The organism is Syntrophomonas sp. UBA5494 (assembly GCF_002426325.1).
Map to the genome: position 1 here is coordinate 48,321 of NZ_DIPG01000125.1, position 15,237 is coordinate 63,557.

General features: G+C 51.1%; 9 protein-coding genes. 5 read left to right on the forward strand and 4 right to left on the reverse strand.

Features of this window, described 5'->3' with window-relative positions:
- The first annotated feature begins 124 nt into the window (after positions 1 to 124).
- Together B3W37_RS14175 and B3W37_RS14180 are read left to right on the forward strand one after the other, a co-directional pair.
- On the forward strand, positions 125 to 985 hold the full coding sequence (locus B3W37_RS14175) for a ParA family protein (protein ID WP_483170056.1): 861 nt from the start codon (positions 125 to 127) through the stop codon (positions 983 to 985).
- Positions 975 to 1,382, forward strand: coding sequence for a hypothetical protein (locus B3W37_RS14180; protein WP_483170057.1), 408 nt, complete (start codon positions 975 to 977; stop codon positions 1,380 to 1,382). The genes B3W37_RS14175 and B3W37_RS14180 overlap by 11 nt, the downstream gene beginning before the upstream one ends.
- Positions 1,383 to 1,389: 7 nt before the next feature.
- Here the strand turns inward: B3W37_RS14180 and B3W37_RS14185 are convergent, their stop codons facing one another.
- The 4 genes from B3W37_RS14185 to B3W37_RS14200 form a co-directional block, all read right to left on the reverse strand.
- Complete coding sequence (locus tag B3W37_RS14185) at positions 1,390 to 1,638, reverse strand: hypothetical protein (RefSeq protein ID WP_481039327.1); 249 nt, start codon at positions 1,636 to 1,638, stop codon at positions 1,390 to 1,392.
- Between the two features lie 328 nt (positions 1,639 to 1,966).
- Complete coding sequence (locus B3W37_RS14190) at positions 1,967 to 6,964, reverse strand: Ig-like domain-containing protein (protein ID WP_481039328.1); 4,998 nt, start codon at positions 6,962 to 6,964, stop codon at positions 1,967 to 1,969.
- A 558-nt stretch (positions 6,965 to 7,522) separates the two neighbouring features.
- Complete coding sequence (locus tag B3W37_RS14195) at positions 7,523 to 9,241, reverse strand: glutamine--tRNA ligase/YqeY domain fusion protein (RefSeq protein WP_481039332.1); 1,719 nt, start codon at positions 9,239 to 9,241, stop codon at positions 7,523 to 7,525.
- 426 nt (positions 9,242 to 9,667) lie between these two features.
- A complete protein-coding gene (locus B3W37_RS14200) occupies positions 9,668 to 10,597 on the reverse strand; it encodes a hypothetical protein (RefSeq protein WP_481039334.1) in 930 nt (309 codons plus the stop codon).
- 1,161 nt (positions 10,598 to 11,758) lie between these two features.
- Between B3W37_RS14200 and B3W37_RS14205 the strand changes: the two genes are divergently transcribed.
- The 3 genes from B3W37_RS14205 to B3W37_RS14215 form a co-directional block, all read left to right on the forward strand.
- Complete coding sequence (locus B3W37_RS14205) at positions 11,759 to 13,396, forward strand: spore germination protein (RefSeq protein ID WP_483176181.1); 1,638 nt, start codon at positions 11,759 to 11,761, stop codon at positions 13,394 to 13,396.
- Positions 13,383 to 14,489 (forward strand): GerAB/ArcD/ProY family transporter, encoded by a 1,107-nt coding sequence (locus B3W37_RS14210; protein WP_483176182.1) that lies wholly within the window; start codon positions 13,383 to 13,385, stop codon positions 14,487 to 14,489. Before B3W37_RS14205 ends, B3W37_RS14210 begins: the two co-directional genes overlap by 14 nt.
- Positions 14,482 to 15,237, forward strand: a 756-nt coding sequence (locus B3W37_RS14215) for a Ger(x)C family spore germination protein (protein ID WP_483176183.1), incomplete at its 3' end; no start/stop codon positions are given. The genes B3W37_RS14210 and B3W37_RS14215, both read left to right, overlap by 8 nt.

Here is a 15,237-nt window from a genome sequence, read left to right on the forward strand (position 1 = left end):
CCCGGTTAGGTAAATTCAGCCTGCATTTAATGAGAAGGGTATTCATTCTGTCCGTGATAAGATACAATGACGGTACAATCATCTTTCGACAAATACTGTTCATTCTGGGCGGATAGTGTGACATATGGCATCAGTGATCAGCATTATTAATTTAAAAGGCGGAGTGGGCAAAACCACTATAACGGTTGCCCTGGCCGAGTTCATGGCTTTACAGCATCAACTCAAGGTCCTGGTCATAGATCTTGATCCTCAGACTAATGCCACCATGGCCTTGATGAATGAATACGAATGGAAAAAACGCAACGTCCGGGGACAAACGGTAGTGCAGTTGTTCCGTGATCGTATGCGGCAGCGCGCGGTTTTCAATCCCCGGGAAGCCATTGTTCATCAAGTTTCTAATATCAACGGCGGCATTCCTGGCCTGGATCTGCTCCCTTCCAGTCTGGACCTGATAGACCTGCAGGATAATCTGGCCGGTATCGAGGCCAGCGGGATTCTCTCCGAGCGGCCCTTGACAGTGCTTGGGGAGGCCCTGGCTGAAACCGCCGCCGCATACGATTTAGTATTAATCGATTGTCCTCCCAACCTGGGCCTGATTACTCAGAATGGGCTGGTCTTTAGCCAATATTACTTAATCCCGGTGATACCGGATATTCTGTCCACCTACGGTATACCCCAGATTGTCAGCCGGGTGCGCCGGCTGGTCCTGGAAACCGGCGCAGACCTCAAGCCTTTAGGGGTGGTGATCAATAAATACCGTCAGCAGAGCGTATTGCACCGCACCCAGTCTCATGTTCTTTATATGGATGCGGGCAGAATAGGATTTGGCAGGGTATTTGACACCATTCTCCCCGAGAGTACGCAAGCGGCAGCGGCCATGGATTTTTCCGTGGACTATCCCAGTCTGCACGGCAAATATGGATACCAAGCCCCCTATCAGCAGTATCGTCAATTAACCGAGGAGGTTTTGAGCCATGTCCGATGAAAGGCTGAGCGAATGCATGGCTCAGATGCTGCATATCCTGGCTGAAGAAGTGGCGGGAAACAAACGTCTGGCCAGTCGGCTGTCGGTGCCCTGGCAGGCCTATATGAATGAAAAGCTGATGCCGGCCGGCCAAGCGGCGCCAAAGGCGCCAAAGAAGAAGGCCTCAATTAAGGAGCCCCCTTCTGTCGATCCCTTCAAGGCTTTCCTGGAAGGGGGAAGCGTTCTCTTAATCAAGACCTTAGAAGACATGGACGCTGCGGAATGCAAAAATATTATCAGTCATTACGCCCTGGATCCGTCCCGCAGTTACGTGCGCTGGCGCAAGAAAGAAAAGTTGGTGGAATTGATTGTGCAGCGAGTTAAGGCAGTTGTAAATAAAGGCGAGGTATTTAAGTAATAGCGGGCTATGATCTTGGTACGGTTTTTTCAGTGTCCTCTAGTTGGCGGGCGAGCATGAACACCTGAAATCCGACCCTTCTCAATTCTTCCATAATCTTGTCTTGGGTCAGGTTGAAATATTTGGCTAATGACGAGATCGGCATGGGTTTGCCGTCATCCAAGCCCCATCTCATTCGAAGTAATAAAGCGTCGGTCTGATCCATTTCGTTAAGAGCTCTCACCACGTACTCACGTCTGGGAAGCATGATACTCATATAAATCCTCCCTCTCCTGGTACAAATTGGTTGGCCTGTTTTCTCTTGCCATCTATATATATCTTACAATATTATATTATTGGCAGGCCATAATTATAAGCAAAATATTTAATGTGACACGAATACAACAAAACGTACTGCAGGTATTGCCCTGCAACACGTTTCGTGCTTTTATTCACAATGTGTATGGCCCGGAACTCCCAGTGCGGTCACCCCAGATACAACTAATGAACCGAGGGGGTAACCGTTATGGGGCAACAAAGGAAGCAGAGCCGGCCTCGACTTGCGGCCGGCTCTGCTTTCTTGTTTAGCTTGGCATTAATTCAGACTACATCCCCAGCAGATTATACAGCACCTGAGCCATTTCCGCTCTGGTGGTCGTGCTGAGCGGTGTGAGCGACCCATTGCTGCCGCCGATGGTTCCTGTTGCGACGAAGGCTGCCATAGCTTCTCCCGCCCATTCATCAATTTGCGAAGCGTCGGAGAAGTCGAGGACCGTTTTGCCGGAATCGCCCTGGGGGAGCTGCCCGATGACCTTGAGGGCATTGTACAGCAGGGTGAACATCTCCTGCCGGGTGATCTCCCTGCCCGGCGCGTACAGGTTGTCGCCAACCCCTGCGGATATGCCCAGCCGTTTCGCCGCTGCGAGGTAGCCGGTGTAATAGGTGCTGCCGCTGTCCGCGAAGTTGTCGGCCGGGTTGGTATCCGGAGATATGCCATACGCGCGCATCATCAGGACAATGAATTCGCCCCGCGTCAGCTTCGCTTCGGGGCTGTATTTTCCATGGCCCGTACCCGCCGTAATCTCTCGCGCCGCGATAAAGCTCACGGCCTTGTCGTACCATACGCCCGCCGCTACATCATTGAAGATGACCTTGTTATATGCCACGGCGTAGTCGCTGAAGTGAGTGACATCAACGATAACCGTGCCGGTCGCGGGGTCGTAATGTCCGTTGGGGATGGTGACAACCTCGCCAGAACCGTCTATGTACCATACGACGATGCTCTCGGGATGCTCCAGTTCCGCCGCGGTTGGCGCATAGGGAATGCTCACCGTCACCGGCGCGGCAGGATTATTCCAGCCTGTCCGCTTGCCGTCTATGGACAGCGTGAGCTGTACCAGCGGCCGGTCGCCAATGGCTTCTTTCACATCGTCGGGCAGATTGTCTTTATCACCCTGGCCGATGGTGATTTGCGCCTTATTCCCGTCCGCGCCCGCGACGCCTGTCAGCATATTGGACGGAACGGTAATGCTTCCTTTATCCGTGTCGACGGTCAGACTGCCCTGCTGACCGGCCGTTGACAAATCCGGAACCGGTATACCCAGCGTGTAGGCGTCGACATTAGGGATGGAAGGTACCGTGATGACGGTGGTTTTTCCGTCGGATATCAGATTGCTCCGAGAGCCCGCGTCAACGGAGGCGCTGCCGGTATTCCTGTCAACCGTGACCGGCAGAGTGGATCCGCCGCCGTCGCCGGCTTTTACGTCGGCATGATATGTCTGCGCGGGCGTGGAGGATCCGCCGCCTCCTGTGGAAGCTCTATGCGGCGTCACGCTGTTTGACGGCGCGGAGGCCGCGCCGGTGCCCGCGCTGTTTGTCGCCGTGACCGTGAAGGTGTATGCCGTACCGTTTGTAAGCCCCGTCACCGTGATCGGACTCGAGTTACCCGTGGCGGTGATTCCTCCCGGGCTCGCCGTGACCGTGTAGCTTATGACCGCCGCGCCGCCGTCCGACGCGGGGGCGGTAAAGCTGACGATGGCCTGGCCGTTCCCGGCGGTGGCCGTTCCGATGGTGGGCGCGTCCGGAACGGTGATTATGATAATCGTATAATTCTCCGAAGCCGCGGCGCCGCTGCCGGCGTTCCCCGCTAGGTCGGTTATCTCAGCGAGGTTTACGGAAATTGAATTGGTATCGGAGTTGACGCCGTCCGCGGTGAAGGTGGCGGTATAGGTTACGCCGTCGTCCGCCGAGCTGACGGGAGTCAAAACGCCGTTGGAGATAGTCAGGTCATCGTTGTTAAATCCGGTTACCGCCTCCGAGAAGGTAAAGGTCACCATGGTGCTCTCTCCGGCCGCCAAGGCGGTATCGCCCATGGACACCGTGGCGGTGGGCGCCGTGGTATCGATGCCTAGGGACAGCCCCGCCGAAGCCGCGCTGGTGTTGCCGGCAGCGTCCGTCGCCGTCGCGGTGATAATATGGCTGCCCGAAGCCAGCGCCCCTGCCGTGAAGCTCCAGTTGCCGCTCCCGTCGGCGGCGGCCGTTCCTAAACTTCCGTTAAGGGAAGACATCACGCTTACCGTGCTGTTTGCTTCCGCCGTCCCTGTAAAGGCCGGCGTGGTATCGTTCGTGATGTCGTCGGTATTGGATGGGCCGGTGTCTGAACCCGCTGCCAGATCCGGCGTCCCCGGCGCGGAAGGCGCCGTGGTGTCGATCACAATTGCTTTATTGGCGGACAGCGAGTTGGCAGCGCCCGGCGCGGGAAGGGTAAGGTCCGCATCGAACCCGCTGTTTTGGATCGTGCCCCCGTTTAAGGTCAGGGATCCTGTACCCGCATAATCCAAATCACCGCTGCTATCCCCCGCTTGGACGGTGTAGTTAAACGTCAGTACGTCTGTTCCCGAACCGGACACATAATCGGCAGCCCGATCGGTTGTTCCGGTTTCAAGAAGCAGCTGAGGAATTCCCGCAACCGTAACCGGAGCGTTAAACGTTACGGTAACAGTAATGCCCTCTCCAGCCTTATAGCTGCCGTCGGCCGTTGTACTTGAGACAGAGCTGACCGTGGCAATGTCGTCGTCCATGATGGTGATGGTCTGCTGCTGGGTACCGTTTTCGAAGCCTTTTGCAACCTCGGTAATATCGATAATGATCGTTTCATTGCCTTCCACGTCAGCGTCCTGTGTAGCCGTAATACCGACAGCCGCATCGGAGGACAGATCCCCGGCGGGAATCGTAATGGTCGTGCTGGCCGAGCTGTTGTAATCGCTCCCGCTGGTCGCTGTTCCCGAGTAGGACAGGGTTACCGTTACGTCCTGGCTGGAAACTTCAGATAAGGTGGCGGTAATGCTTGAAGCGCCGCCGGCTTCCGAAATGGATGCGGGGTTTACGCTCAAGCTGACGCTGGGGAAGGCTGCGATAACGATGGACTTGTTTGCGGACAGAGAGCCGGACGCTCCCGGAGTCGGCAGGGTCAAAACCGCATTCGTGCCCAATGCCGATTGAATCGTGCCGCCATTTAGCGAAAGCGCGCCGGTGGCGGCGTAGTCAAGGTCAGCGGACTCGTCGCCCGACTGCACCGTATAGGTGAACTTCAGAACGGCCGTCCCGGACCCGCTGGAATAATGGGCCGTCCGGTCCACCGTTCCGGTTTCCAGTGTCAGTTGGGGCGTGCCGGTGATCGTGACCGGTTTCGTGAAAGCAACGGTGATCTCAATCACTTCGCCGCTGCCATAGGCGCCGTCCGTTTTCGCCGAGCTTACGCTTGTCACGGCCGGAGGCGCTTCCGTAATGTCGATATTGACCGTGCCGAGGGTGACGTCCGCGCCTCCTCCCGCGCCGCTATTTCCTCCATCGTTGGCGGCAAGGGTAAGCGTCGCCGCATTATCGCCGCTCACGCCCGCCGGACCTGTATACTGTATATTGGAAGCGGTGTCCAGGTAAGTATCGATATTGGAGACCGTGCCGGTCAAGGTTAATTCTGATGTACCCGATCCCGAAACAGCAATTCCGCCCCCCGAGGAGGCCGAGAGAATCCCTGTGTTCACCGTTAAGGTTAAGGTGACGGAATTCGCGCCCGCGTCCACATCGGAAAAGCTCGCCGCCGAAAGGTCAACATTGCTGGCCGTATTCTCGGTAACTGTGATATTTGAGGGCAGTCCCGCTATATTCGGATCGTCATTGACGGCGGCAATATTGATGTTAATCGTTCCCAACAGCGGGTTTACCCAGCCATCGTTGACATGTACAATAATCGACGCCGCATTGTTGCCGTTTTGATTCAATGCGCCTGTATATTGAATATTCGATACGGCGTCTAAAAAAGTGTTGATATCAATGGCGGTTCCCTGCAAGGCAAGGGTTCCGGTGCCGCTGCCGCCAACGCTAATACCGCCTGCGGAACTGGCGGTAAAAGTCCCCGCAGACGCCGTCAGAGTAACGGTGAGCGCATCGCCGTCAGCATCGCTGAAAACGGCGGCCGACAGATCGACATTACCGGGCTGATCTTCATCGACGGTGATAGCGGCGGGCAGGCCGGAAACGGCCGGCGCGTCGTTGACCGCCGTGATCGTGATATTGAAGATGTCGCTCACACTGTTCGTCCCGTCGGATACGCTGAAGATGAAGCTGTCCGTGCCGTTGGCGTCGGCGTTGGGCGTATAAGTAATTTTGTCTGCGTCGATGTCGGCTTGTGTAAAGGTATTATTTGTATTTATGGTAACGCTGTCGTTTTTCAGCGTCCCCAAAGCCGGCGCGGCGGTCAGGGTATAGGTGGCGGTGCGGCCGGCGTTGACCGTCGTTGCCAGGCTGCCGCTGCCGATAGTCGTTGGGGATGCATCTTCAAAAAGCGACAACAGGCTGTTTGTGGTCACGGCAAGCGTTTCGTAGACGTCGGTCACGGTGATCGTAAACGCTTTTTCATATGTAGCGCCCGCCGCATCCGTCGTTTTGACACGGATGCTTAGAGAGGATGTTGTCTCGTAATCCAAAGATGTGGATTCCAGCGTTAAGGCATCACCGTCAATGGAGAAAAGACTGTTGTCATCGTCCCCGCTGCCCGATACCAACGTGTAGGTGAAGGTGTCGTTTGCGTCGGCGTCAGTGGTGGAAAACGTGCCGATCACCGCACCCGCGGCGGAATTCTCGGCAACCGTGGCGCCGGACAATGTGATATCGGTGGGAGGGGCGGAGCTTCCCACTACGGTGATCTGTACGGTTCTGGTTGTAACCGGCTCGCAGTTTTCATCAGTAAATCCGGCCGTAAACGTGTATACGCCTGCGGTAGATGCCTTGAATGTTACTGTATAGGAGCTTGAATACATATACCAAGTGTAGTCATCATAATCAACCTCCGTTGTCCCTGTTTCATCTTCATACAGGTGTCCGGGAGTTGAACCGGTTGTCGGCTGTGTGAAACCGTATAAAAGCAGCACAGCAGGTTCTTCGCCGAGTATGTCCCCCATATTAATCGTGAGAAGTGTGTCGGGCGTGGTCGATCTTTCGATGTCAACCGCCAGCGCCGGTAGGGTCATCATCGGTATGAGGCCAATCACTATTGCCAATGATAAAAGAACCGGTATCAGCTTTCTGCGAATAATTTTTTTCATTAATTATGTCCCTCCCCATCATTGAGCTTTTCAATCCAGCTTAAGCAGCTCCATTTTCTTTTATTTCCGCCCTGAACCTTTTCAACAGCGTCCGGTAGATCTGCATCTGATCCGCCGGTCAGAAGTACGCGGCGAACATATCGAACAGCTTCTTTATATCGTATCCTGAAAGGGACTTCACGACAAAAAGCCCAGGATCCCGTTTTCCAGCGACACTCGGCCAATCACCCCATTCAATATAGGACTTGTAGCATATTCCGATTATACAAATACCTACTTTTTCTGTCAATTCTCGATCAAAGCCCCTGAGGCCCGGCGGGCACCGCACCGCTAGCGGAGCGAGAGCTGAAAGTTCCGCTTGATGAAAGCCATCGACGCGGCGCTGGAATATTCCCCCGGCAAGAGAGCTTCACCGCGAATATGAAGTACGAGGGCTGCGAAGTGCGATGGGATGAGGCAGCATTAAGGCGGGCAGCCGACGCTGCCCGCCTCATCATAAAGGCTATGGGTTCACAAAATGCTCCGGTAAACGCTGACACAGAAAGGCTTGCTTTTTTATCACTTGGCGGTTTTCTGAATCTTGGCCCAGCTGTCCCGCAACGATACGATGCGGTTGAAGACCGGAAATCCAGGCCTGGTATCCGGGTCCACACTGAAATAACCATGCCTGAGGAACTGGAAGCGGTCCTCAACCCGGGCTTCGGCCAGCTCGGGCTCCACCAGGCACCTGGCCAGGACCTGCAGCGAGTTGGGATTAATCTTGCTGATAAAATCGGCGCCGTCGTCGTTTTCGGGATCCTCGTCCAGGAACAGGTTCTCGTACAACCTGACCTGAGCGGGGACGGCATGACTGGCTTCTACCCAATGCAAAGTGCCTTTCACCTTGCGTCCCGAAGCCGGGCCGCCGCTCCTGGTTTCGGGGTCATAGGTGCAGCGCAGTTCAGTGATATTCCCCGAATCATCTTTGACGACCTCTTCGCACTTGATGATGAAGGCTCCTTTCAGACGCACCTCACCGCCCGGAAAGAGGCGGAAGAATTTCTTTACCGGGACCTCCATGAAATCATCCTGTTCGATGTACAGTTCGCGGCCAAATGGCACATTTCTGCTGCCGGCTGCCGGATTTTCCGGATTGTTTTCGATTTCCAGCCATTCCACCGCATCCTGGGGATAATTGGTCAGGACCACCTTGAGCGGTCTCAAAACCGCCATCACCCGCTGCGCCTTTTTATTTAAATCCTCTCTGATGCAGTGTTCCAGGAGGCCTATGTCGACCACGCTGTCGCGCTTGGCCACCCCGATGCGGTCGCAGAAATCCCGGATCGCTTCCGGGGTATAGCCCCGGCGCCGCAACCCTGAAATCGTAGGCATGCGGGGGTCGTCCCAACCCTTTACATGGCCTTCTTCCACCAACCTTCTCAGTTTGCGCTTGCTCATCACGGTGTAATTCAAATTGAGGCGCGCAAACTCATATTGATGCGGTTCACTGCCGGGGCGCACATTCTCGATAAACCAGTCGTACAGCGGCCGGTGGTCGGCAAACTCCAGGGTGCAAACCGAATGGGTGATATTTTCGATGGCGTCACCCAGCGGATGAGAGTAATCATACATCGGGTAGATGCACCAGGTATCGCCGGTGCGGTGATGGGTGGCCCGCATGATCCGGTACAACACCGGGTCGCGCATATTCATATTGGGTGAAGCCATATCGATTTTGGCCCGCAATACCCGGGAACCATCGGGGAACTCCCCGTTTTTCATGCGCTCGAAAAGATCTAGATTCTCTTCGACGGAGCGGCTGCGATAGGGGCTGTCCTTGCCGGGCTCAGTCAATGTGCCCCGATAAGCCCTGATCTCTTCGGCACTTAAATCGCATACATAGGCTTTGCCCTCTTTGATGAGCTGCATTGCCCAGTCGTAGCATTGCTGAAAATAATCGGAGGCATAATACAGGCGGTCATCCCAGTCAAACCCCAACCAGCGCACATCTCGCTGAATCGATTCCACAAACTCGGTTTCTTCTTTGCTGGGGTTGGTGTCGTCGAAGCGCAGGTTGCACAGGCCGTTATTGGCCTTGGCCAAACCGAAGTTGAGGCAGATAGACTTGGCGTGTCCGATGTGCAGGTACCCGTTCGGCTCCGGCGGGAATCTGGTATGGACTGTGCCCTTCACCTTGCCAGTCTTCAGGTCGTTACTGATGATGTCCTGGATAAAATTAACCGGTAATTCCCTGTTCACATCATGGCCGGCTTCATCCGGTGTTCCCGCTGCTGTCATGATAACCCTCCTTTATTTATGTCCAATACCCCGCCGCTCTTAATATTCTGTATTTTGCAGGGTATTTAATGCAATATTTACTAACTTATAATTATAGCCCCCTGCCTATCCCGAAGCAAGTACGTCGTTTTTCGGCCGCTTAATCACAGACTAACGGTGTTAGCAACCGTGCGTCTGATTCTGAATATTCCGGAGAAAACCGTGCACGGTGACCGGGCAAAGGGCGCATTGTGACCGGCGAAATAGTGCATGACCGCCGCGCAAATAATGCATGGCCCCAAGGCCTCTATATAATGAACTCAGCGCCTATGGGTGCAAATTCATCAAAGGTCAAGTTTACACAAAATCTGAAACGGTCTCCCAATATAGTCTATTGGGTTCGTTTTTTTATCAACATGATTGCCAGATAGTCATAATTGTTAATAATCACCGCTTCAATTGTTCGTTTATCCTTCCAAACCCTGGTGTATAGAGAATAGCACCGTCTTTATCGGTAATAATGGTCTCATCTGGCCACATCGGCTCCCTTTCGCGTTTCGGATCGGCATTATCATTAAGCTCATATTGATCCACAACCGTTTTATAAACTAGACCAAAACTATCAGTAGCAATGACTGATATCGTCAATTTTTGCCCGGCGGAAACAGTGATTTTCTCGTCCATTTGAATCGCGCTTCCGCCTATCTTTTCAATTGTTTTTTCAGAAACAGTTTTGCCGTCTACATCTATAACCAGACGGGCTCCTTCAATCTTATTACTTGCGGCGGGTTTTACATCCAAACTCAAATTGCCCGCTTTGTGGTATATTCCAGACGATTTCCCCTGGTTCTTACTGTATCTGCTTGTGCTTTTACCCTCAAATCGCACATGAATTATCGGCAATAATTTCTCTCTCAGGTTTTCTGATACTTCCAGTTTTTCTGTCTTCCGAACCCCTCCGTCTGCTAATATAACCCGAGCTTCAAAGGCGTCAAATATTCTAACCGGAAGCGTGGCGGTAAAGTTAGTACCGTTTTTATTCATGTTGAAACTTTGGCCCGATACAACAAGCATGGCGCTGGTATCCGCTTTCGTTTCCTTCGGTGTAATGTTGAAGGTTACTGGAACAGTAAGCGTATTATTGTCAAGGGTCCCAAACGAATATTCATAACTGTCAATAATGCTGGCCTGACGCTTAAGCATTGAATCTATATTGGCATAGATATTGTTTATCTGGTTTGACTGCTGGGACGCTGAATTGGAAAGCTGGTTTCTGGTGTTGTTTAAATCGTCCTGTAAATTGCCTATACGTACTAAAGAAATTATCTGCAATATAATCAGAGCAGCAAATAATAAAGGTATGGCATGTTTATTCATATTCAAAACCTCCGTTTATGTAATGATCCTTGCATTGATTCTAGCACAAATATCGAACCTCTCCGGTATCCCTGCTTCATATAACATCGGTCTTCATCAGACATCAGAAACCCAATCATTTTCATTAAAACCTCTTCGTCGTCTTTGGGGTATCTTCTTATTTGAATCATTTGCTGCCTCAAAAAATTCTTCTATCTTATTTTATCTGCACAGCGAAATAACCCCGGCCATTTGTTTGTCATCGATCTGAACCTGACCTACCCTCACCGTTATATAAAAATCAAAATTCATTATTGACTTTCACCACAAAGGTAAATATAATATTCTCAAGTGGCGGAGAAATATGAATCAAGTCCACATTTAGTAAAACCAGTTAGTTAATTCAAGTTAATTAATCCAAATCAGTATGAGTCCAAATTACCAATCCAAATAAGTCAAGTTCATTAGTTAACCCAAATTAGTTAATTTTATTTATTAAATTCGGAGGTTCAATAAGGTCTATAAGGTTATGTAATGTTGAAGTCCTTTCTCCGCCACTACTATATCGAAATTCTAAAGAGGCTATCAAAAAGATAGCCTCTTTTATTTCCATGTTTCGGCTTTCGAAAATGATGGATGATGGACTCGAGTTTGACAGTAACACATCATAAAACCTCATAACAAAGAGATTTTAGAGGCATGTGAAACCAGTAATGTCCAGTGGGTTCGAAGCCGACGATCGTATCCGTCTTGCCGTTCTGCTCGCTTATGCTTTGCATCCACTGCACCAGTCTTTCATAACCTTCAGTGTTGCTGAATTAAGCAGTTTGTGGATAGCTGTAGTCAAGGGCGCTAGCATAGGGCGTTTACTTTGTACATCCATTCCGACAACCAACAGCTCGCATCTTCCACTCAGCGCGTCATTCCCCTCACGTCAGCAACCATAGACATAAATAAGCACTCCTGAACTGTGTTGACATCCCTGTTATAGCGTTCACTGTCAAGTTAAAAAACCAGGAAAGACCGCAGCTTACATTTCCTCTTTTCCGGGAAGAAGGGGAATGGTTTTAGAAATACTTGAAAAACTAAATAATAGGGAGAATAGATGCAACACTTTTATTGTCATTTAATGATGTAGATCATAGGTTTATCAAATACTATTTAGTAATAAGGAATTGGTATATGTTTACACGGTTGGCAAACCTTATTAAAGCCATAAAGCCCTTGAAAGGCGGCAAACCTTTTGCAGAGCAGCAGGAATTTGGATCGGTGATCGAAGTGCAAACCATGGGTAATGATTTTAATCAGAACAGACGCACCTTGCAAGAAATATTCGATCGATGCGACGATCTGATTATCCATGAATTTATAATCGGTTCGGAAAAGGTTGCCAAAGCCTTGCTTGTTTATCTTGACAGCCTGGTCAATGATGATCTTTTACAAAAAAGCCTTTTAAGATCTTTACTTGGGATAGAAGACGGTTTAATAGGCAAACGCCTCCTGGCTTGCTTAAAAAAAAGCGTGGTCCCTGCAGCCAGAATGCAAGAAACCAGGCATTGGCCAGAAATCACGGATCATATCTGCAAAGGATCAGTATGTCTCCTGGTAGAGGGACAGGACACCGCACTCTTGATCCTGATGCCTGATGACAGTCTTAAGCGTCAGGTTTCCCAGCCGGTAAGTCAGACTGCGGTAATGGGTCCTTCCCAGGCATTTAATGAAGACATACATACCAATATGGGGCTATTGCGCCAACGTTTACCCACTTCACAGCTGGCGGTAGAAAAATTATCGGTGGGATCAATAACCAAAACTACAATAGATCTGGTTTATCTTAAAAGTATTGCTCCCGAAGGACTGGTTGGAGAGATAAAGATACGCTTGGAACGGATTAACGTTGATGGGATATTGAGCGGCGGCCAGATCGAAGAACACATTCAGGACAGTCCATATTCTCTATTTAGCAGTATTGACTCTACGGAGCGACCCGACCGACTGGCTGCCCACCTGCTTGAAGGAGGTGCAGCCTTAATTATCGACGGCACAGCTTACGCCCTGCTCATGCCTTGCACTCTGGCCAACCAGCTTTCTTCCAGCGACGATTACAACAATCGCTACTGGTATGCTTCGCTGATCAGGTCGCTTCGCTGGGTAGCCTTTTTAATTGCTGTGCTGGCGCCCGGTTTATATGTAGCTATCATTTCCTACCATCAAGAATTGATTCCTCCATCGCTGCTGGTTACCGTGGTCTCCAATCGTGAGGGGGTGCCCTTTCCCGCTTTTGCAGAAGCCCTGCTGATGGAATTAAGCTTCGAGATCTTGCGGGAAGCCGGTATACGGCTTCCCCGTACTTTCGGACAGACAATCAGTATAGTGGGAACCATTGTGGTAGGCCAGGCAGCAGTAAGTGCGGGAATAGTATCTTCCGGAATGGTTGTGGTGGTTGCAATCACCGCTATTGCCTCCTATTCGATCCCTTCATTATCTCTGGCCAATACCGTTCGCATTCTGCGGTTTTTTTTCATGGGAGCCGGGGCAGTGTTGGGACTGTTCGGAATTATGGCCGGAGTGTCGCTATTAAATCTCCACACCTCTTCGCTGCGTTCTTTCGGAGTACCATACCTGTCTCCCCTGGCGCCCTTGAGCCTGGGAGACTTAAAGGACAGTTTTATCAGATTTCCCAATTGGATGATGAAGTCACGGCCTCGTTTGACAGGATACATTGATCCCATAAGGCAGGACAATGATTTAAAACCCAGGCCTCCCGCAGCAAGAGGCGGCACCCTGACCAGGAGAAAGGGGACAAATGATGCTGGATAAAGGCCGGATCAGTAGTGTGCAATTACTATTTCTACTATTAATTGCTGATTTGGCCACTTCATTTCTTTATGTTCCTGCCATCACCGCCAAAGGGGCCGGACCGGACGCCTGGATATCCCTTCTGGTCCCGGTTACGCTTTATGCCTTGATGGTGGCGTTGGTTTGCATGTTGCTGGCCAGGCGCTTCCCTGATGAAGTCTTCACTCAGTACTTGCCGAAAATAGTCGGCAAGATTCCCGGAAAAATTTTGGGTTTCCTTTATACTGGGGTTTTTATCCATATCACTTCGGTTATGGTGATCGAAGGCGCTCAATTCATCAACACCAATTTTCTTATTCAAACCCCGGTGCTGGTTTTGCAATTGGTACTGGCCGGAGTAGCCGTCTATGGGGTGTATTTAGGCATCGAAGTAATAGCCCGCCATAATGAAATCGTTTTTCCCATATTCGTTTTTTCTCTGGCAATCCTCATTATTCTGGTCGTAAAAGATATTAATCCGAGTAATTTCCTTCCCATACTCGAAAACGGTTGGATGCCGGTTCTAAAGGGCAGCATGACTCCGGCGGCCTGGCGGGGTGAGGTATTTATAATATTAATGCTTTTTCCCTACTTAAATCAAAAGAATGAGGGGTTCAAAGCAGCGGTGGGAATGGTTCTCATTGCTGGTGTTATCGCAACGGCGGTAGTGGCTACCACCATCGGGGTATTCGGCGATCTGTTTACCAGCCGCCTGACCTATTCGGGAAACACCCTGGCCCGTTATATTTCTGTTGCCGGTATCCTGGAACGCATGGAATTGGTTATCGTCATAATCTGGGTAGCCGGAGTCACCGTAAAACTGGCTATCTTTTACCACGTATCCAGCATAGCCGCTGCCACCACCCTGGGCCTTAAAGAGTACAAATGGGCGGCAATCCCGGTGGCAGGCGCAACCATCCTGGCTGGAAATATTTTTTATGGAACCTATATTCAGGTGGTGGAGTTTTTGTCCAAGGTCTGGCCTTACTATGGATATACCGTTGAATTGATCATTCCGGCCCTGGTCCTGCTGATTGCGATTTTACGCAAAAAGGAGATGCCGCAGGATGGGTAAAGTAAATTATCGCAAAAAAATTCTAATAATAGTTTTACTGGCGTTAATGCCTTTTTCCATCGCCGGTTGCTGGGGCCGAAGAGAAACTCAGCAGATGAACCTCAGTACCGCTCTCGGGTTTGACTACCTGGCAGTGGATGGGAAACCCCAGTTTCGATTGACTATCCTCTCCGCCAAACCTCCTCAAGGAGGCGGGGGAATGGGCAGCTCAAGTGATATAACTGATCCCCAGAAGAGCCACACCAACCATGTCATTTCCATCAATGGGGATACCATTTGGGATGCGGGAAGAAACTTGGATCTGCGCTCCTCCAGAAAGCTTTTTATCGGCCAGGTAGTCGTGGTGGTCATCGGGGAGGAAACAGCCCGCCACGGATTGGGCCAGATCATGGATTTCTTGCTGAGACACCAGGAGATCCGCGAGCGCACCTGGATCGTAATATGTAAAGGCATGGCATCGGATTTCCTCAACTCCCAACCCGAGTACGAGCCCAGTCTATCAGCAGAGATCGATGGTATTCTTAAAAATGCTCGGACCAATATTGCCAATGTGAAAGGGACGGATTTATTTAATGTCTCTTATGCCCTGCTGACTCCCGGAAAAGAAACCGTAATACCTTATATGACTATTTTTACTCCTCGAGAGCCGAGCTCACCTATCATACAAAACCAGGCAGGCAGCACTCCGAATCCATCTTCCGGCACTCAGGGCGGCAGCGAAGCTGAAACAGAAAATCAGCCACAAAGG

What these genes read in the sequence shown, in the direction of transcription:
- B3W37_RS14175 (WP_483170056.1), top strand. Translation starts at nt 125, where the DNA reads ATGGCATCAGTGATCAGCATTATTAATTTAAAAGGCGGAGTGGGCAAA.
- B3W37_RS14180 (WP_483170057.1), top strand. Translation starts at nt 975, where the DNA reads ATGTCCGATGAAAGGCTGAGCGAATGCATGGCTCAGATGCTGCATATC.
- B3W37_RS14185 (WP_481039327.1), bottom strand. Translation starts at nt 1,638, where the DNA reads ATGAGTATCATGCTTCCCAGACGTGAGTACGTGGTGAGAGCTCTTAAC.
- B3W37_RS14190 (WP_481039328.1), bottom strand. Translation starts at nt 6,964, where the DNA reads ATGAAAAAAATTATTCGCAGAAAGCTGATACCGGTTCTTTTATCATTG.
- B3W37_RS14195 (WP_481039332.1), bottom strand. Translation starts at nt 9,241, where the DNA reads ATGACAGCAGCGGGAACACCGGATGAAGCCGGCCATGATGTGAACAGG.
- B3W37_RS14200 (WP_481039334.1), bottom strand. Translation starts at nt 10,597, where the DNA reads ATGAATAAACATGCCATACCTTTATTATTTGCTGCTCTGATTATATTG.
- B3W37_RS14205 (WP_483176181.1), top strand. Translation starts at nt 11,759, where the DNA reads ATGTTTACACGGTTGGCAAACCTTATTAAAGCCATAAAGCCCTTGAAA.
- B3W37_RS14210 (WP_483176182.1), top strand. Translation starts at nt 13,383, where the DNA reads ATGATGCTGGATAAAGGCCGGATCAGTAGTGTGCAATTACTATTTCTA.